Consider the following 19,522-nt stretch of genomic DNA (forward strand, 5'->3'; position numbering starts at 1 on the left):
CGGAATGCTTATTCCAAAGTAATTCTTGGGTCAACAACCTTGTACATGATGTCACCGATAAGGTTCATGATTACGATAAGTGTCGCAAGAACAATGGTGGTTCCCATAACCAGAGGATAATCACGGCCGGTGATGCTGTTAACGAAGGCTCTTCCGATGCCCGGTACCGCAAAGATCTGCTCAACTACAAGTGAACCTGTAACAATACCTGCAAGCATGGGTCCGAAATAGGTAATAACAGGGATCAGCGAATTCTTAAGTGCATGACCGAAGATGATCTTGGTTCCCGACACGCCCTTGGCCTTGGCTGTTCTGATATAGTCCTGCCCCAGAACCTCCAGCATTGAAGATCTTGTAAGACGTGTTATGTAAGCCATGGGATAAAGAGAAAGCGTAAGGATCGGAAGGAATAATCCGTTCCTTGAGGCTCCGTTAGCGGGGAACCATCTGAGCTTAATGGCAAACAATATAAGAAGAAGGGAACCCATAATGAATGATGGCATGGATACGAACGCCGTGGTGATTATCATTATGATCCTGTCTATCAGCTTGTTTCTGCGAAGGGCTGCTACGGAGCCAAGGACTACGCCGCAGATAAGTGCCACGAAGGCTGCTATGATACCAAGCTTGGCGGAGGTCTTCATTCCGTCCAGGATGATGTCGTTAACGTTACGTCCCCTCTGCTTAAGGGATGGTCCGAAATCAAAGCCTGTTACTATATCCTTAAGATAAGTGACGTACTGCATTCCCAGTGGCTTGTCCAATCCGTATTTGGCTTCCATTGCGGCCTTGACCGCCTCTGTTACGGCCTTCTCACCGGTGAAGGGGCCTCCCGGAACTGCATGCATTACGAAGAAGGTCACGGTGATAACCACCCAGATCGTAACTATTGCAAGGATCACTCTCTTAACAATGTACATAAGCGTTTTTGTGTTCATAAATATTAACCTGTCCTTTGTTATTATGATGCTTTGAATTGTCAACCCGCCAAAGCGTTACCTCTTTAACGTGTGAAATTTAAAAAATATACAATGATATACAAAAACAGTACATCATTGTACTTAGAACTCAAGATTGTATACATGAATATTTTCATACAAACAACGTTAATCATATGTTTCATGCAACTTTATGTCAAGTACAATGGGTTAAAAATAGTCAAACTGATTAATTTAAATCAAGTATCCACTACTAAAACACATCTATCCGTCCACGGCGGACAAAATCTCTTTTCTTGTTCTTATTATAATACAAATGATGATTGAACGGTATTGCGTTTCAGGCATTTTTTAAAATTAATTTTAAGAAATCTTTGTCCACGAAAAAAGACCATTTGAAAAAATAAGAATGGTTTATCTTCTCAAACAGTCTTTCATCATGCATATTTATAATCTATCTTATTTGCTTGATCCTTTATTATTTCAGCCAACTTCAGCTGCGATCTTCTCCACTGTATCTGCCATCTCACTTAGTGTATCAACTCCTGCTGGTCTCTCGATAAGATACACAGGGCATCCCGATGCAACCTTAAGACACAGATCCATAAGAGGCTTCTCATTGAGCCAGGGTCCGGTAAGTCTTGCAAGGAAGAGATTCTCTCTGAGGGCGAAGAGCTGGTTAAGTCCCGAAAGCTTCTGAACAGCAACCTTGTCAGTATTTGAGACTACAATGAAGATCAGGAATCTGAGGGGTCTCTTCTCTCCCACAAAGGCTTCGTTCACAGGAACCAGGAACTTGTCCTTGTCCTCGTTAATGTAAATAAGGTCGTCCTCATCCAGTTCTCTTTTCTCAACTTCATTTCTGCAGAGCTTCTGATAGGGAAAAGCAGGATATACATTGGTGCCATCATTGTCTATTCTGACAGCAGCCACATCGTCTGCCATAATTCCGTAGCCTCGCTCCAATAAGACTTTAGTGAGGGATGACTTGCCGGCCCCGGGAACACCGCTTATAAGAAATGCGCCGTCCTTGTCTGAAATAGCACTGCAATGAACAGCCAGTGTGTTCCTCTCAAGAAGCAGCATCGCATATGCAAAACCGAGAAGCCATGGCCCCACCATCTCAGGAGTGTAGCCTTCCTTGGTCTCATATACTATCTCTTTGCCATCGGTTATCTTGTAATAACCGCCCTTATTTCTAAACACGGATCTGTCAAAATGAATATCGTAGGCTCTTGCGCCGACTGTATCAAGATGTGCCGTCACTTCGTCCTTAATGCTTCCCCGGTGTATGATCACATCTGAGGCGGACTGTTCATCAGCTGTGACGAGATGCGCAAATTCCACATCTGTCTCGGTTATAAGTCCGTAGATTTTATATTTGAACATTTTTAAGTATAATCTCCTTAAGTTTTTTACGACTAAGACATAGTAGCATATTTTTACGGAATATAAAAACCCTTGTTCATTCGCAGATATACTGAGGTTATAAAAAAAAATAAAAAAAATATTAAAAAAATATAAAATGTTCACTTTTTGTACACATTTTTGAGTTATTATTAACTTAAGTTAGTGATGCAAACGGTTCATTCGAACCAATCACTATCTCCCCCTCATAAGAAAATCGCAGGCACTCACGTCCCCCCGTGGGTGTTTTTGCGTTATAGGATTAATTTTATATAATTATAAAAAAGTAGCCGGAAGCTGTATTATTATGCACAGCTCCGGCTATATTTATGCTCAGAATTTTTATGCAAAACTCTTTTACGGATTGGCGTATTTGGAATAGATTCCGATCAGCTTGATGATCTCTTCCTCACTGAGATTCTCAGAGGCATATTTCATCAGGCCTTCCTTATCCTTCTTTTCCACGTATCCCATAACCTCGGAAACAGTCTCAGCATCCATATGGTCTTCAACTATCTCTGTCAGGGTTTCCTTATCCTCTTCGGACATATTCTGAATGGCTTCTTTGACTTCTTCATTGTCGCCTGCAATTATTTCCGCATTCTGGGTAATTACTTCAACAGTCTTCTCTGCAGCAGCCTTTTTGGTCTTCTGGGCGATCATTGGCACCGCAACCTTAATAAATATCATGATAACGACACATAAAACGATCATTGTGAACACAAGCCTGGCCATTGCAGCGCTTCTGTCCGGTCCTGCCGTATCGTATTTGACTGTATTTCGTTTGTTTTTTGACATTTTTTCTAATACTCCTATATATATTTTAGAATAGGTTATACTTCTTTTAGAGTTTTGACACAGTTTAGCAACAAGTCCTATGTAATATAATATCTATCAGAAGGAAACTTCTGAACCCCCAACAATACTTTTTTTCATACACGGGTTGTTTGGTTCCCCACCGAACAACCCCTCCTCCCAAAAATCACCACCGCAGATGCGGTGGTTTCTTTTTGGTTATTTTTATTATGATTTGAACAAGGTTGAAAGAATACCTCTTCCGAGGCTGGCACCTAGATTCCCTCCAAGTGTCTTACCGAATTTGCCGAACTTACCGCCAAAAGCCTTGCCGGCTTCACGGCCAACAGTTCCGGCAACAGAATTACCAACAGTCTTGATGGCTTGTTTCTTTCTTCTCTCCTCGGCTGCTTTCTGCTTCTCTGCAGCTTTGGCTGCTGCGGCATCTTCCTTGGCCTTAGCCTTGGCAGCTTCTTCCTCTGCCTTAGCCTTGGCTGCCGCCTCCGCATCTGCCAATCCCTTTCTCTCCAGGAACTCATAAGCTGAATCGGGATCTTCGGGCTCGTAGTACTTGCTGTACAGAACGCTCTGCTTGATCTCTTTTGCCCTGAGATCATCATCTATGCCGCCCATATAGCTCTGAGGAGGCAGGATCTTGACCTTCTGACATACAGTAGGTGTTCCGTCCTCAGCAAGGAATGAGCATACTGCCTCACCGGTTCCAAGCTCCTGAATAACATCCGCAGTCTTAAACTCAGGATTCTCACGGAAGGAATCAGCTGCTGCCTTAACAGCCTTCATATCGGAAGGAGTATATGCATGAAGTGCATGCTGGATTTTGTTACCCAGCTGTGCAAGAACGCCGTCGGGAATATCTCTTGGATTCTGGGTTACAAAATAGATACCCACGCCCTTGGATCTGATGAGCTTAACCACCTGCTCGATCTTGTCCATAAGGAGCTTCGGCGTATCCTTGAAAAGAAGATGTGCCTCGTCAAAGAAGAACACCATCTTGGGCTTATCAAGATCTCCTACCTCAGGAAGTGTCTCAAAAAGTTCAGACATCATCCACAGAAGGAAGGTTGCATACAAAGTGCCGTTATTAATAAGGCTTGTGGAATCAAGGATTGAGATCATGCCCTTGCCGCCTTCGCCTGTGGCAAACCAGTCCTTGATATTAAGTGCAGGCTCAAAGAAGAACTTGTCACCGCCTGCGATCTCAAGAGAAACAATGGCACGCATTATGGCTGCTACGGATACTTTGCTGATATTGCCGTAATCTGCCGCAAATTCCTTGTTGTTCTCAGACATATAGTTAAGAAGTGCCTTCAGATCCTTGGTATCCACAAGAAGCAGATCGTTGTCATCCGCAATCTTGAAGGCAATTGACAGAATATCCCTCTGAAGATCGTTAAGTCCAAGGATTCTTGCAAGAAGAAGTGGGCCCATCTCGGAAACCGTAGTTCTGAGAGGAATGCCCTTTTCCCCGAATACATCCCAGAAGGTTGCAGGATATTTCTGATATTTGAATCCTGCTTCATCAAGGCCAAATCTGGCGATTCTCTTCTGCATATCCTCTGAATCTTTGCCCTCAGCCACCATTCCTGACAGGTCTCCCTTAACATCCGCAAGGAAAACGGGAACCCCCATATCACTGAAGGACTCAGCCAGAACCTTAAGTGTTATGGTCTTACCTGTACCTGTTGCTCCTGCTATAAGACCATGCCTGTTGGCCATCTTAGGCAAAAGAAAAACATTCTCCCCCGATTCGGTATTTGCCACCCAAACTTTACCGTCTTTATACATACTCTCCTCCTTTTGCTACGTAAACTCCGTTATCAACTATTATAGCACCCCGCCCGCTCTTTTCTACATTATTATGTCAAATAAGCGCCATTGACTGTGCAAACATTAGTTCGTATAATGATTACATGGAAAAAGAACGCTCGTACATCTGCATAGATCTGAAATCCTTCTATGCCTCCGTTGAATGCGTGGAACGGGGACTTGATGTGATGACCACCCGTCTTGTCGTGGCTGACCCAACCAGGTCCGACAAGACTATTTGTCTTGCGGTTTCCCCTGCCCTTAAGGCTCTGGGCATTCCGGGACGATGCAGAGTGTTCGAGATTCCAAAGCACATCGACTACATAATGGCGCCTCCAAGAATGCAGAAATATCTGGATTACTCTGCTGAAGTCTACGGCATATACCTTAAATACATCTCCAAGGATGACATTCATGTCTATTCAGTGGATGAAGCCTTCATGGACGTCACCGATTATCTGTCGCTCTATCAGATGTCGGCCCGGGAGTTGGGACAGCGCATCATCAGAGATATATACGAAACTCTGGGGCTTCGCGCCACCTGTGGCATCGGCACCAATCTGTATCTCACCAAGGTTGCTCTGGACATTACCGCCAAGCACTCTCCCGACTTTATCGGAGAACTGGATGAGAACTCCTACAGGGACAAGCTATGGGATCACAAGCCCCTTACAGATTTCTGGCGTGTCGGCAAGGGAATCGCCAACAAGCTCGCCACCTACGGCATGCTGACTATGCGTGATATCGCCCACGGCGACGAGGATCTGTTGTACAAGCTTCTGGGAGTCAACGCTGAACTCCTTATCGATCATGCCTGGGGAAGAGAACCCGTATCAATTCATGATATCCGCTCCTATGAATCACAATCCCATTCACTTACTCAGGGTCAGGTCCTTATGAGCGACTACACCTTTGAAAAAGGGCAGGTGATCGCCAAGGAGATGATGGATGTCATGTGCCTTGACCTAGTGGACAAGGAGCTGGTCTCCAAGTCCTTTTCACTGATGGTGGGCTACGCCAAGGGTACTCCCATTCCCTCAGCCAAGGGAACCTTTTCCCTGGACACTCCCACCAACGCTTCTTCTATTCTTATTCCCAAGATTGCGGAACTCTACACTCAGATAGTCAATCCCGCATATCTGATCCGAAGAATGTATGTCGTGTGTAACGGCGTCACAAGCGAAGAATATCTGCAATACTCCTTCTTCATGCCTCCGGAGGATCTTGAACGGGACAGGAAAGTCCAGAAGGCCGTCCTTGAGATCAAAAACAAATTCGGCAAAAACGCTATTCTCAAGGGCCTTAACTTCGAAGAAGGTGCCACCACCAGAGAGCGCAACAACCAGATAGGCGGCCACAAGGCGTAGGTCTATCCTTTACATAACCAAGGAGTAAAACATGCCAAGGCAGAAAATGTCCATGGACAAAAGAGCCGCCCAGTTCCTCCCCTTCCAGGCAGTAAAAGGACTGGATGAAGCTCTTCGGGCCAAGGAAAAGATAACCGTTGATAAAATAGAATTGTCCGAAGAGATGTACGAGGAGCTTGATAAGAAGATGCACCTTGTCCGAAAAGGCAGCATCATCACCTGCATCTATTACCACAAGGGCGAATACATCAAGCTGACCGGAATCGTAGCCCGATTTGACGAGATCTCCAGGGTGCTTCAGATAGTTAATACAAAGATAGATTTTGACAATATCCTCGATATAGTCTTTAATGATAGAGTATCGTAAGAACGGAGGATAGGACATAAGAATGATCAGAATATTATTTGTTTGCCACGGCAATATTTGCCGCTCTACCATGGGCGAATTTGTCATGAAGGATATAGTTAACAAGCAGGGACTTGCAGGAGCCTTCCACATTGAGTCCTCTGCAACACATACGGATGAGATATGGAACGGCGCCGGAAGCCCTGTGTATCCTCCCGCCAGAGCCAAGCTTAGGGAACACGGAATAGGAACTGATGACAATGAACTTGGTGTCAGCGCCAAGAGAGCAAGATTAACCAGCAGAACCGATTATGATAAGTTTGACTTCATCATAGGCATGGACAGCGCCAATATGCGCAATCTAAATGGTATCTTTGGCGGTGATCCGGAGCACAAGCTCCATAAGATGCTGGACTACACCGACAGGGAAGGCGATGTGGCAGATCCCTGGTATACAGGCAATTTCGATGCCACCTGGAGAGACGTATCGGAGGGCTGTCACGGACTCTTTCGCAGCATTCTCACAGACAAGCGCTTCTCCAAGGAGTTATCGCAGTTCGATGCTTCTTCGGATGACAGCTTTGAACATAGCGACCATCTGACATATGATGATTTTCCCAGAGGATAATAAATGGGCAGTGCGACTTGATCGCACTGCCCATATTTTTACTCTTTACATATTACTCTTCACATATTGCTCTTCCGGCAACATAAATATAATTCTTCATGGCTGAATCAGCATATCCAACTGCAAGCTTGTTCTTGTAAGAAGGATAGATTGAATCACACTCACATCCGGTATCCTTGATATTGCCGTCCTTATCAACGCTGCAGAGCTTCCCGTCCTTAACAACATATACAAGGCTGTCAAAGGGATTGTAATAAGCAGAATAAGTATGATTGAAAGTAATTCCCTCAGCAATCATATTTGATTCTCCGTCGTGGAGCATGAACAACTGTCCGTCTCTGTTGCAGTACCACAGATACTCCAGATCCACATCTGCGTATACATCACTGATATTACCTTCCACGGTATAGGTATCACTTACTTCAGGAGTTCCGCCGGGCTTATACTGATATTTTGCAATTGTGCCGTCACCGGAGGCCACAGCATAGTAGCATTCATCACCACTTACAAAGCATGGAAGATTGTATACTTTTTCTTCAGCCAGACGAAAAGGTTCCTTATCAGCTCCCACAAACACCATCGTACCGCCGTCTTTTGCGGTAAATGCAACTCCGTCAACTGATGAGCTGGGGATGATCTCAATGTTGTAGTCCTGTCTCATGGCCATGGTTCCGCCAAATACATCAGTTATTTCGCTGTCGTAAACAACCTTGACTTCACTCATGGAGCCATCGAAATAGTACAACTTCCTGTCGTTCATGCCTATCATAAGGAAAGATTCGGCATCATTATCAACATAGATGGTCTGTGGAGCAACCTCAGTGATGAGCTTATTGGAATCAGGTCCCTTGTAGCAGTACATGCTGTAGCTGTCATCCTCATAATCATCAGCTCTTACTCCGTAGATCAGCTGTCCATCATCCGAAAGAGCCAGAATATCGCAGTTGCCGGCACATATCTCCTGCGCTTCCATTCCGATACCTGACATAAACAGTACCGGTCCATTTTCCATATACTTGGAATAGGCTACTCTCTTACCGTTTGGAGAAATAGCTGTATTATAACCGGATACTTCTTCATCTATCATGTATTTCTTATTTTCTGTCTTATCGATCAGGTAAAGAGCAGACTTCTCTTTGCCATAACCTGTAACATAAAACAGTGTATTGCCAAAATAAGATATGCCGCCATAGTTGACATCAACAGCCTCTACATTAACATCAAGGGCTGAATTAATATAATAAAAAGCTTCTCCGTCCACAATTGTCATAGCGCTGTTGCGGCAGGCAAAAGAGCCGTTAACATATTCGTCCTTGTCATAGAAGTCCATGTTGTAGGAACCTGTGTCGTTATAAAGGCCTCCGTCAACAACATATATTGTATTGCCTTCCTGTCTGTTCTGGGTTCCCTGCTTGGCAGTGTCCACAGGGGCAGGAGCAGCATTCTGAACGCCGTCACCGGCTGGATCTTCAGGTTGCTCAGGCATGTCGGGGCCATCAGGTGTCTCTCCGGGATCAGTTACATTGCTGCCGGAAGGCTGAGCACTGGCTCGCTGTGATCCTCCAAATAAGGAGGGCATAAACTTGTACGCAGCAAAACCACCTATTCCAAGGAACAATATAACGGCTGCCACCACTCCGAGGATTACCCACTTAGCTCCGGACTTACCTGCCGGCTGCTGCATTCCGGGCATCTGATTCATTCCCTGCATCTGATTCATGTCCGGAGCCTGATTCATACCGGGAATCTGGTTCATTCCCTGCATCTGATTCATGTCCGGTGCCTGATTCATTCCCTGCATCTGGTTCATTCCCGGCATCTGATTCATGTCCGGTGCCTGATTCATTCCCGGCATCTGGTTCATTCCCGGCATCTGATTCATATCCGGAGCCTGATTCATACCGGGAATCTGATTCATTCCCTGCATCTGATTCATGTCCGGTGCCTGATTCATTCCCTGCATCTGGTTCATTCCCGGCATTTGGTTCATTCCCGGCATCTGATTCATATTCTGTGCCTGATTCATACCGGGCATCTGATTCATATCCGGTGTCTGCCCCTGCGGACTCCAGACAATATTCACCGGTCCCTGTGAGGGCTGACCATTCATTCCCTGTGATACAGAGAGCTTCTCTCCGCATACATTGCAGAACTTCTCCCCAGGCTGCAATATATTCCCGCAATTACTACAATTCATACCTGTTTCCCCTTATGTATTTTTAATTCAATATGTTATCATTGGTTTGGCAATAAAATGCCAAAAAACATAATATCACAATTTTATGTAGAAAATGTGATTAAGGAGAATTTTTTATGCTATATATCATGAGGCATGGCAAAACAGACTGGAACAAGCTTGAAAAGCTCCAGGGGCATGTAGACATCCCCTTGAACGAAGAAGGAATCGCCTCTGCAAGAGAAGCCTGTGTCAAATACAAAAATGTCCCTCTGGACATCTGTTTCTGCTCTCCTTTGTCAAGAGCAAGAACCACCGCAGAGCTGTTTCTGAAAGGAAGAGATATACCCGTTGTCGTCGATGACAGACTGATTGAAATGGGCTTTGGTGAATACGAAGGTGTGACAGGATATTTCAACAATCCGGCCTGCCCGATAAATGACCTTTTCGTCAACCCCACAGCTTATGTCTCGCAGGGCGGCGCTGAAACCTTTGAGCACTTAAATGAGAGAACCCTGTCTTTTCTTGAAGATAAGGTATACCCACTTCTTGCACAAAAAAAAGACGTTCTCATCGTGGGACACGGTGCAATGAATTGCAGTCTCATATCTCACATAAAGAGAACGCCTCTATCAAATTTCTGGGATAATCTGATCGGTAACTGTGAGCTGGTTAAGCTTGTGGATTGAAGTTACCATTCTGTGGCTGTGCAGGGTTCTGTGGCTGCATAGGGTTCTGCTGAACAGGGGCTGCCTGACCAAACTGCTGGTTCTGTGCCTGCTGGAAATTAGCACTCTGATTTGGCTGCCAGTTGGATGTAGGCTGTCCTGCAGGATTGAAGCCTCCGACCGGCTGCTGACTCAGATCCTTGTTCTGCATAACCTGCTGCTGGTAAGCTCCTGTTGCGGGCTGCCAGTTCATATTCTGGGCCTGCTGGAAATTGTTGTTCTGATTGGCCTGCCAGTTGTTACCTGCGGGCTGCTGAATCTGCGCATTCTGTGCAGCCATGTTGTTAGCATACTGGGCACCCTGTGCGGGCTTCCAGCTCATATTCTGAGCCTGCTGGAAGTTATTGTTCTGTCCAAGCAGAAGATTCTGGTTATTGTTCTGACCGCCTGTTAACTGAGGCTGGCTGCCGAGTACAGTCTGAGCTCCGGGAAGCTGACCATACTGCTGCTGCATCTGCTGGCTGTACTGGAGCTGACGGATCTGCTCCTTCTGAGCATTCTTCTTGGTCTGCCACAGCCAGGAGTAATAATTCTGGAAAATAGCCGTATCTCCTGAAGCAAGAGACTTGATCTTCCTGAAAGCGATAATAACGATAGCAACCTCAAATGCAAAGAAGATTATAAGCCATACAATGTGGTTCATGGTAAGTGTGAAATCAAAGAAACCATGAACAAGTGCAGGGATCAGAAGTGCCTTCCAGAGATTGGACTTCATTGCGGGAATATTACCCTGTCCCTCACAGTACTTGGCAAATCCCACATACATTCCCATAAATACGGCAAATATTGCATGTCCCGGAATTGACAGTATGGCTCTCATAACAGATAACTCATATGAAGCATCCCAAAGATACTTAATATTCTCAAGAGCAGCGAATCCGAGTGATGCAGTCACGCAATAAACTACTGCGTCAAAGGTATAATTAAAGGCCTTGTCCTTCCAGGCTGCAATCCTGACTGCCATGAGCTTAACAAACTCCTCGGATAAACCAACCACCAGGAAGTTTGAAATGATAATATAAAAAATATTCCTGATATTACCATTGAACAAAAGATAAAGAATATTGAATCCGCAATATTCGAATAAGCTTGCGATAGCTGTTGAAAGGACACCGCATCCAAAAATCTTGGCAAGAACATCCAAAGGCTCTTTTTCTACTTTGTCCTCTTTGTAGATAAACCAAAGAAGCACCGCTGCAGGCAAAACCGCCAGCACGGTCATGACATAATGATCCATAAATTTTCTCCCATCAAAACTATTATTTCTCCTCTTCTCCCCCGTAAACAAAAACATCATACTTCAAAATCTATTAATAATCAAAGGTTATTTTCATCTTCTTCAAAATGTTTAACTCCGTCCTCAGAAAATTCCACTCTCTCCCCGTGCCAGAACCGCAGCTGCAGCTCATTTCTGGTCATTGAAGGAGAAATGTAATTACCGCTTAAGCAGTGGGCCGAAAGATCTTTTACGATGTCATATTGTTCCTTGTTATCGATCCTGGAAATAATGACCTTGCTGTTAAACTGATTAAGGAGGCTGACCCTGGTATTAATCAGGATCTTACCGTTCTCATACCCCGTTCCTTCCATGATGTTGCGGACATGGATGATCATCCCGTCAAAGCCCTTGTTGTAACCTGTTCTGTAGTCCATATACCCGGAGGTATAATTGCCGAGGAACAGCCTGATACCAAGCTTTTTGAAAACATCCATGATATATTCAAGGGAATCTATACCCATATGCGCATCATGCTCATTGATCTCAAACGCAATAAGGGAAGGATCGATCTTAAATCTCTCCATATTGTCCTTGATGGCATCAGCCACCGACTTACTGATGGTCTTGATGGACATAAAATGAATAAGCACAAACTCTATGCGCATATCCGATCTGTCAACGCCGGTGCCCAGGAATCTGAATACAGCCTCAATCATCCTGACCTCAAGCTCCTCAATAAATCCCGTTTTATCCGCAACTGCCATGAATTCCTCGGGAGCTATGGCCCCAAGCACAGAATCATTAAGAGTAAGAAGAGCCTCTGCGGAAGTGATCTTACCGGTTTTTGCATTGTACATAGGCTGGTACAACACCTTGAAATTTTTCTCGGAGATGCCTCGTCCAATGGCCTTCTCAATTTCGATCTTGCGAACAAGGAAGTCCAGATCACTTCCAATAAACACACTCTTGTCAGCGCTCTCGATATCGGCCTCCGCAAGAAGAAAGATATCATCAACGCTGTTAAATTGTCCCGGTGTTTTGGCCGCAAGGATCCTTGCCTTGATCATGGTCGCTCCTTCTCCCACATCAAAACCCTCATTAAATCTGTTGTTGATAAGCCATGTCATGCTCTCAACTTCCGCATCGCTGATATCCGGACACAGAATATAAAAGCAGGAATCCTCTGCTCTGTAGACATCGTATTTGTCATCTATTCCCACAAGGAATACACCAATCTCTCTGATGATGTTCTGGAAATTCTCAAAACCTACGATCTTGCGGTAGCTGTCTGCATCGCTTATTCTTACGCAGATGGCCACAAACTCTCTTTTCAGACTGAAGAAATTGTTAAGGTCATACAAAAATGCGTTTCTGTTGTAGGTGCCGCTGACCGAATCCACCTTGTCATCGTCCTTTTCGATCATGATCATGATTCCCATAAGGCCTATGGAATCCGCCAGTAACTCGCATACGATCTGGGGATTTAACATCTGTATTGCAGTTCCCGTCACAACCAGAAGGGAAAAATAGCTCATTGCCACCCTCTTGACGGTTCCTATGTTTTTCCAATATCTCATAAGAAGATAGAAAGAAAAAGCAGCATATACCACAGCTACTGCGTATACAACATAAATTCCCGGTCTTCTGACAAACACAAGATTCCCCTCGTGAACAAACATGAAACTAATAAAGGGATTGAGTAAAAGCAGTATTTCAAGCACAATAATAGGGAAAACAATAATGACTCTCTGCAGAAACTTTAGCTTGTACATAACTCCGCAGACCAGGATGATATAGAACAAAAAAGTTGGTATGAACGCAAAATGTGTAACAAAATACACCAGTTTACATCCATAGCAAATGACGAACTTGGCGTTAAATGCAAGTTCTGAATTCTGTGTCAGATATGAAATTATTCCGGTTATGGAATCAATAAAAGTAAGCAGCAAAAGAGTAACAAAAAGGTTGCTCCTGGCACTCCTTTTGTTTCGCATCAAAAGTGTGTAAAAAACACAGGTCAGACTTATAATTGCTGCGGCAATCCTGAATGCCAGACTGCCGTATCCACTGGTATCCATCATATCTTTTTACTCTCAATACGCTTTATTTTTGCTTTTGAAGAAAACATCAAGGGTCTGAAGAAGCTTGTCCTTACTGATAGTCTTAAGCAGGTAGTCCGCAGGTTTCAGTGAGATAACGTTGGTAACGCTGTCCCTGTCATTTTTGCCCGTAAGAAACATAACCGGGGTAGAGCTGGAAAAAGACTCGCTCCTTAGCATCTCCATTACCTTGGGGCCGTCCAGCACAGGCATATCGTAATCAAGGAGAATAAGATCCGCCTTGTTGGTAGCAAGCCAAGCCACAGCCTGGGTTCCGGAATTGGCCATGCCCACTCTGTAGGTATCCTTGAGCCACTCTCTTATCATCTGAATATAGGTAGGATCGTCATCAACGATAAGTATGCTCTTTCTTCTTGCCAGCTCGAACTCCTCGTCAGTGGCAGTAGCAACCTTATTTATAAGATCCGCCATATCAAGAGGCCTTGTAACCTCGAAGGCTATATCCTCCTTCGGGACGAACTTATGCACCAGGTCGAAGGCATCCTTGTCGCCTATTATGAGCATTATCATGTTTTCCTCGATGCACAGATCCTTGAAATAGACCATTGCATCCTTATGCTCCTCGAAATCCTGATCCGTATACAGAACTATCAGATCCGCATCATTCTTTTTGATGGCCAGCTCCGACAGTGCATAGGAAGAATCCGTCACCTCGAATCTATTGCTCAAAAGAGCATTCTTGATGGCGTTTACCAAAAAAGTTTCTTCATTTCTCACAAGCAGAATCTTTTTCTTCATGTCATTACTCCTCTATGTTCAAACGCTGCGATGCAACACTTTGTATCTGCTCCCAGGAAAGCTTGTAGGAAAGCTCTCCTATCCTGGCTATGGCCTTGGCATCATCAGGCGGCAGCTTGTATATCTTGATTGAATCCAGAACAAACTGAAGGGTGTCATAGTCAAAGCTCTTACTAACTTCGATTATGGTGCTGTAGGCATCCCTTAGCTGTGCCTTTGAAATAGGCGGCTTGTCATCCTCGTCCTCATCCTTGTCGCCTGCGATCTCCGGGATCTCCGACAGGGAATACTTCACTATGGAGAACAGGTTAAGGAGTTCGTTCTGATGAAGTTCAATGGTTTCAATGTCACCCGCATTACCGGCATCCTCCATCTCTTTTGCAAGGAGCGAGAGCTTCATGGCGCCTATGGTTCTGCTGGTGCTCTTAAGAGAATGAACATAGCTTGTGTAGTCCTTCCAGTTCTTCTCCTCATAAGTGGTCTCAATGTTTCTCTGTGCCATATCGGAGGACTCGTAATACACCTTCAATATGCTAAGATAACTGTCAACACTTCCGCAGTTCTTAAGTCCCTCCGAAGGATCGATCTCTTCAAGTTTATCCATCCAGTCGGGCCTTTCCTCCGGAGCGACTTCCGGAGTCTTCTGCGTTTGTGCCGTATCAGTCTCTTCTCCGTCAGCAAGTTCTTCCCGGGTCATAATGAGCTTATCCTTTGGAAGGAACCTGATAAGGCATTCCTCCAGTTTCTCGCTCTCAATGGGCTTACTCAGGTAATCGTCAAAGCCCTCCTTCATGAAGTTCTCCTTGGCACCTGTTATGGCGTTGGCGGTAAGAACCACCACAGGAGTATTCAGGTTGGGGCTCTCTGTATCTGCCTTCATGGCTGCCAGAGTCTCTATGCCGTCCATCTCAGGCATTCGATAATCCAGGAAAATAAGGTCATATTTCTTTTTATGCTGCTTCTCCAGACATTCCGCGCCGCTTCTGGCGGTGGATATCTTGAGCTTTGTGGGCTTTAGGAGTTCTCTTATGACAACGTGATTCATTGGCGTATCGTCCACCACAAGAACCTTTGCCTCCGGCGCTGTGAAGCTCTCCTTGTACTTCTTCTTTTCCTTGGAAGCCTCGCTTAGTTTCTGCCTGAAATCTCCGATCCTGGCATCTCCCACCACTTTCTGAGGAAGGATCATGGAAAAAGTGGAACCCTTGCCATATTCACTCTTAACGCTGATGGAGCCTCCCATAAGCTGCAGCAGACTGTTCGTAATGGCAAGTCCAAGTCCGCTTCCTTCCACGGTCTTATTCTTTTCCATATCAAGTCTCTTGAACTTATCAAAGAGATTCTCAAGATCCTCTTCCTTGATGCCCATACCCGTATCGGTGACATCCATCCTGAGCTGAATACTACCATCAAAGCCTTCATCTCCGGTTACGGTCAGTGTTACTGTGCCCTCCTTGGTATACTTGATGGCATTGTTGAGGATGTTGACTATGATCTGCCTAAGTCTCATCTCATCGCCAAACAACGTATTGGGCAGGTTCTTATCTATATCAAAAATCAGCTTAAGGACCTTTTGCTCCGCCTTGATGTGAACCATGTTATAGACATCGTTAAGTACCGAGCTGAAATCATATTCCGCCTCGGTTATCTCCATACTTCCCGCTTCGATCTTGGAGAAGTCCAGTATGTCATTTATAAGGGACAAAAGAGTTCTGCCTGCTCCCTCGATGTTCTGGGCATATTCTAATATCTTCTCGTCCTTGCACTCTCTTAAGATGACCTCGTTCATGCCAAGTACGGCATTGATAGGGGTTCTGATCTCATGGGACATATTTGCAAGGAAATTACTCTTGGCTTCGTTGGCTGCCTTCGCCCTTCTCTCCTCCATGCGAGCCATCTCTGTTGCGCGTAGGATGGCGATAAACTCATTTTTGCTGACCTGTTGAGAGAAATACTCACCTGTCAGATAGTCCGCCCCTGCTATATCCGCAAGATCAAGAAGCTCCTGGTTGTCCACATTCTGAAGGATCACCTTCTTGCCCATCTGATGCATCATCTTAAGTCTGTTTTCTATAATAATGCGGCTCTGCTCCATCTGGTTGGATTTTTCCAAAAGATCCGCACTTATCTTCACACCCTCAAACATAAGCTGGGATGCGCTCTGCATGCTAAAGAATCCTGTGCCGTAATCATCCATTAAAAACCTGATGCCGTCCCAGGCAAGTTCTGACATAATGATTCCCAGAACGTTCTGATCCGCTGTGGCGGAGGCCTCCGTCACTTCAAAAACTATCTGCGAGGGCCTTACCCCGAACTTACTGAGCAAAGACCTGACCCTCACAATAAAATCCGACTGAATAACCTGCGCCGAGGAAAGTCCAAGGCTTATGAATTCAAGACCCATCTCCTCTGCAATACCGCCTCCGAGGAAGTACAGTACTTCCTCAAGAGCAAACCATCCGAGCTTTTCTATAATACCTGTCTGCTCGGCAATAGGCATAAACTCCTCTTCCGCGATGTTTCCGAGTTCCTTATCCACGAACTGAAGCTTGGCCTGAGCACCGCAGATACTAAGCTCGCTCCTGGTATATATGGGCTTGTAATATATCCTGAAGCCGTCGTTCTGGATTCCTCTTCTGACAGCCTTTTCCACATCAGCTCTTCTTAACAGGAAGTCAAGGTCGTGTCCCCTTAGCACTTTGTCCGACTCAGTTTCCATGGTTGTATCCGACAGAAGGAACAGATGCTCAATACTTCCAAATTCTTCCGGAGATCTGGCCTGCAGAATCAAGGCCTTAAGTTTGACACTGGTGGATCCGTGGATCCATTCGTCGCCAAACCTCTGCAGTATCATCTGAGAAATATGATCGGCTCTTTCCCTGTCTACCGCCTGGCACACAACAAAAAAACAGTTGATATCGGCTCTGTACACATCTGTCCCCGGTTCAACAGTTGTCAAAAAAGAAACTACCACCGACAAAAGGCTCTCAAATTCCTCGTAGCCCGTTATTTTTCTGTAAACATCAGCATTTCTAATATGAACTGCGAAAGTCGTAAAATTCCTGCCGTATTTGAAGTAGCTACCGGTATCCTGGATAAAAACGTTACGGGTATAGGCCTTGGTGGCGGAATCCATCTTCTCGTCGTCATTTTCCAGCATTATCATAAGTCCCATAAGACCTATGGCTTCGCACATAAGCTCACATCTGATATTGAAATTCACCATCTGAATAATGGTGCCCAGAATAACCAGCACGAAGAAATATATCACTGCTATTCTGTTGAGATTATTAAGGCTTTTCCAATAGACAAAGAGAGCCGCTATTGCAAAAAGCACATAGAATGCGCTGACCGCATAAGCGATATATACTCCGGCCTGCCTGTGAAATGCCAGGTTTTTGTCCACAGTATAGACCAGATGAAAGACGGGATTGGTGGCTACCATTGCTTCCATGATTGCAAAAGGCAGTGCCAGCATTCTTCTGCTTTTTTTGGAAAATCTGTATCCGACATTGCATACAGCAAGAATATACAGCGCAAAAATGGCTGCTATAGCGAAATGTGTAAAGAAATACACAAATTGAAGCAGATGAAAAATAAAAAACCTTGTGGCAAACGGAATATCTGCGGTCCTTATCGGGTCACCAAATATACCTGTGATGGCATCAACAGCAACAATAACGAGGATCCAGAGGAAAATCGTGTTCTTCGTCCTCATTCTGTTCTTCATCAGAATAGTATAAAAAATACAGGTAACACTGATAATTACAGCAGCAAGATTAAAGGTTAAGTTCCCAAAGTTCTGAACACTGTCCATAAAAACACCTTAAGATCAGGAAGTTTACCCTTCCTCTCATCCCTGAGGAATCAGATCGCGATACCACTTGAGGGCATTTAGATATGCCTCATATACCTTATCCATGTCCATATTGCCCACAACCATAAGCCTGGATACTTCCGTCCAATCCGCATCCTCATATCTTTTGATGAAATCAAGGACAGGTGCAAATTCACCCTTTCCTTCCAGAAGGGCATCTTTGACGTTCTTGGATACCTGTACCATACTCAGTGCTTCTTCCATGGTTTTTTCCAGCATAATATCAAGAGCTGAAAACAGTCCCATAATGAACAGTTCCTGCGCCATCATGGCAAGCTCAAAGCTCTCTGCCAGGTTTTCAGCAAATTTAGCTCTTATCATTACAAGTCTTGTGATCTCACTGGGCTTGTCAGCGCACAGCTCCTTGGTAACGGCGGTATTGATCCATCTCTTGAGTTCCCTCTGTCCCAGCATTGCTGCCGCGTGACGGATGGATGTGATCTCAGAATTAAGTGCCATTCTGTTAACCATCTCAAGAAGTGAGATAACAAGCGCAGGATCCTTGCCGATAACATCGGCAGCATCCGTAAGATCAAAGTCAGGTGCATTAACAACATTTAAAAGCTCAATATAGTTAACCTTAAGAGGATTGACCTCGGTCTCGGAGTCCTTGACAGGCATTCTGAAAAAGCTGCCTTCGTACAGATCGTACCCTCCGTCATCCTTGAGTTCCTTGTAATCCTCCTGGGAATCAACGTTGACAGCGCACAGCTTGATGCCCGGATAAACTTTGTTGAAGTACATTCTTGCCTTGGACACATCGATCTTCACATGATCCAGCAAGATATAATCACACTTACTGAGGATATTCTTATATGCTTCGAAACTGCTGATGGGGAGTTTTCTGATAGCCAGCTTGTAGCCCTGTTCCTTGAGTTCTCTTACTCTTTTGACATAGGTTTCTTCAGGTGTGATGGTGTTATCCATCAAAAGCACTACCTTATTTGCCGGCACTGTACACTGAAGGGATATTTCCGCAAATATTGAAAACTGATTGATGGGAACGAAGACTTCTTTTCCTCCGGACAAAGTGGCTACGCCCATGCTGCTGACAACCTCCAGTTCATGGACTGTTCCGGCTCCGTCATATCTGGCGGTACCTTCATAATTCGGATTCAGAAAGTGGTTTTCCTTTCGCGCAAAAACAGAATATGCGCATACAGACATATTGGCGTCGAACAAAGGAATAAGTGTAGCCAGCATAAAAAGTCTCCTTTCAGGTGCATAAAGACATACTCCCACTCAAGTATATTTTAGCAAAATTAAACGGGTAATTATATTATATTTTTATAAAATTCCGCTAATTATTATCACTATACCGATAGTCACAAAAAATAGGCGCAAATCCGCTCATAA

General features: G+C 44.8%; 14 protein-coding genes. 4 read left to right on the forward strand and 10 right to left on the reverse strand.

Features of this window, described 5'->3' with window-relative positions; genetic code table 11:
- Positions 1-8: 8 nt before the first annotated feature.
- From G588_RS0100705 to G588_RS0100720, 4 genes are all read right to left on the reverse strand, one after another.
- Positions 9-938, reverse strand: a complete 930-nt coding sequence (locus tag G588_RS0100705) for an ABC transporter permease (RefSeq protein WP_022776834.1) — start codon at positions 936-938, stop codon at positions 9-11.
- A 483-nt stretch (positions 939-1,421) separates the two neighbouring features.
- Positions 1,422-2,327 carry a hypothetical protein gene (locus G588_RS0100710; RefSeq protein ID WP_022776835.1) on the reverse strand — a complete coding sequence of 302 codons (906 nt, stop codon included), beginning with the start codon at positions 2,325-2,327 and terminating at the stop codon, positions 1,422-1,424.
- Positions 2,328-2,702: 375 nt separating this feature from the next.
- Positions 2,703-3,143, reverse strand: a complete 441-nt coding sequence (locus tag G588_RS0100715) for a hypothetical protein (RefSeq protein WP_022776836.1) — start codon at positions 3,141-3,143, stop codon at positions 2,703-2,705.
- Positions 3,144-3,368: 225 nt separating this feature from the next.
- Positions 3,369-4,946, reverse strand: a complete 1,578-nt coding sequence (locus tag G588_RS0100720) for a helicase HerA-like domain-containing protein (protein WP_022776837.1) — start codon at positions 4,944-4,946, stop codon at positions 3,369-3,371.
- A 125-nt stretch (positions 4,947-5,071) separates the two neighbouring features.
- On the opposite strand from G588_RS0100720, the gene G588_RS0100725 reads away from it, so the two are divergent.
- Genes G588_RS0100725 through G588_RS0100735 form a run of 3 tightly spaced genes read left to right on the forward strand, consistent with a single transcriptional unit; the run spans position 5,072 to position 7,308 of the window.
- Positions 5,072-6,334, forward strand: coding sequence for a Y-family DNA polymerase (locus G588_RS0100725; protein ID WP_022776838.1), 1,263 nt, complete (start codon positions 5,072-5,074; stop codon positions 6,332-6,334).
- A gap of 31 nt (positions 6,335-6,365) precedes the next feature.
- Positions 6,366-6,701: a YolD-like family protein gene (locus G588_RS0100730; RefSeq protein ID WP_022776839.1), complete on the forward strand. Its 336-nt coding sequence runs from the start codon at positions 6,366-6,368 to the stop codon at positions 6,699-6,701.
- A gap of 22 nt (positions 6,702-6,723) precedes the next feature.
- Positions 6,724-7,308 (forward strand): low molecular weight protein-tyrosine-phosphatase, encoded by a 585-nt coding sequence (locus G588_RS0100735; RefSeq protein ID WP_022776840.1) that lies wholly within the window; start codon positions 6,724-6,726, stop codon positions 7,306-7,308.
- Positions 7,309-7,360: 52 nt separating this feature from the next.
- On the opposite strand, the gene G588_RS0100740 is transcribed toward G588_RS0100735, so the two are convergent.
- Positions 7,361-9,505 (reverse strand): hypothetical protein, encoded by a 2,145-nt coding sequence (locus tag G588_RS0100740; RefSeq protein WP_155830714.1) that lies wholly within the window; start codon positions 9,503-9,505, stop codon positions 7,361-7,363.
- Between the two features lie 116 nt (positions 9,506-9,621).
- Here G588_RS0100740 and G588_RS0100745 point away from each other — a divergent pair, with 116 nt between their 5' ends.
- Positions 9,622-10,173: a histidine phosphatase family protein gene (locus G588_RS0100745; protein WP_022776842.1), complete on the forward strand. Its 552-nt coding sequence runs from the start codon at positions 9,622-9,624 to the stop codon at positions 10,171-10,173.
- Here the strand turns inward: G588_RS0100745 and G588_RS0100750 are convergent.
- The 5 genes from G588_RS0100750 to G588_RS0100770 form a co-directional block, all read right to left on the reverse strand.
- Positions 10,157-11,449, reverse strand: a complete 1,293-nt coding sequence (locus G588_RS0100750) for a PrsW family intramembrane metalloprotease (protein ID WP_022776843.1) — start codon at positions 11,447-11,449, stop codon at positions 10,157-10,159. The genes G588_RS0100745 and G588_RS0100750 overlap by 17 nt on opposite strands.
- A gap of 80 nt (positions 11,450-11,529) precedes the next feature.
- Positions 11,530-13,512 carry an EAL domain-containing protein gene (locus G588_RS0100755; protein ID WP_022776844.1) on the reverse strand — a complete coding sequence of 661 codons (1,983 nt, stop codon included), beginning with the start codon at positions 13,510-13,512 and terminating at the stop codon, positions 11,530-11,532.
- A 12-nt stretch (positions 13,513-13,524) separates the two neighbouring features.
- Positions 13,525-14,289: a response regulator gene (locus G588_RS21100; RefSeq protein WP_022776845.1), complete on the reverse strand. Its 765-nt coding sequence runs from the start codon at positions 14,287-14,289 to the stop codon at positions 13,525-13,527.
- A gap of 4 nt (positions 14,290-14,293) precedes the next feature.
- On the reverse strand, positions 14,294-18,106 hold the full coding sequence (locus G588_RS21105; protein ID WP_022776846.1) for an EAL domain-containing protein: 3,813 nt from the start codon (positions 18,104-18,106) through the stop codon (positions 14,294-14,296).
- A gap of 36 nt (positions 18,107-18,142) precedes the next feature.
- Positions 18,143-19,369 carry an EAL and HDOD domain-containing protein gene (locus G588_RS0100770; protein WP_022776847.1) on the reverse strand — a complete coding sequence of 409 codons (1,227 nt, stop codon included), beginning with the start codon at positions 19,367-19,369 and terminating at the stop codon, positions 18,143-18,145.
- Positions 19,370-19,522 lie beyond the last annotated feature (153 nt).

Source organism: Butyrivibrio sp. AE3009 (assembly GCF_000420845.1).
Lineage (GTDB): Bacteria > Bacillota > Clostridia > Lachnospirales > Lachnospiraceae > Butyrivibrio.

Bases quoted from the DNA above. Each gene is read 5' to 3' on its own strand.
- G588_RS0100715 (WP_022776836.1), bottom strand. From the start codon at position 3,143: ATGTCAAAAAACAAACGAAATACAGTCAAATACGATACGGCAGGACCG.
- G588_RS0100755 (WP_022776844.1), bottom strand. From the start codon at position 13,512: ATGATGGATACCAGTGGATACGGCAGTCTGGCATTCAGGATTGCCGCA.
- G588_RS21100 (WP_022776845.1), bottom strand. From the start codon at position 14,289: ATGAAGAAAAAGATTCTGCTTGTGAGAAATGAAGAAACTTTTTTGGTA.
- G588_RS0100720 (WP_022776837.1), bottom strand. From the start codon at position 4,946: ATGTATAAAGACGGTAAAGTTTGGGTGGCAAATACCGAATCGGGGGAG.
- G588_RS0100750 (WP_022776843.1), bottom strand. From the start codon at position 11,449: ATGGATCATTATGTCATGACCGTGCTGGCGGTTTTGCCTGCAGCGGTG.
- G588_RS21105 (WP_022776846.1), bottom strand. From the start codon at position 18,106: ATGGACAGTGTTCAGAACTTTGGGAACTTAACCTTTAATCTTGCTGCT.
- G588_RS0100710 (WP_022776835.1), bottom strand. From the start codon at position 2,327: ATGTTCAAATATAAAATCTACGGACTTATAACCGAGACAGATGTGGAA.
- G588_RS0100770 (WP_022776847.1), bottom strand. From the start codon at position 19,369: ATGCTGGCTACACTTATTCCTTTGTTCGACGCCAATATGTCTGTATGC.
- G588_RS0100705 (WP_022776834.1), bottom strand. From the start codon at position 938: ATGAACACAAAAACGCTTATGTACATTGTTAAGAGAGTGATCCTTGCA.
- G588_RS0100725 (WP_022776838.1), top strand. From the start codon at position 5,072: ATGGAAAAAGAACGCTCGTACATCTGCATAGATCTGAAATCCTTCTAT.
- G588_RS0100735 (WP_022776840.1), top strand. From the start codon at position 6,724: ATGATCAGAATATTATTTGTTTGCCACGGCAATATTTGCCGCTCTACC.
- G588_RS0100730 (WP_022776839.1), top strand. From the start codon at position 6,366: ATGCCAAGGCAGAAAATGTCCATGGACAAAAGAGCCGCCCAGTTCCTC.
- G588_RS0100740 (WP_155830714.1), bottom strand. From the start codon at position 9,505: ATGAATTGTAGTAATTGCGGGAATATATTGCAGCCTGGGGAGAAGTTC.
- G588_RS0100745 (WP_022776842.1), top strand. From the start codon at position 9,622: ATGCTATATATCATGAGGCATGGCAAAACAGACTGGAACAAGCTTGAA.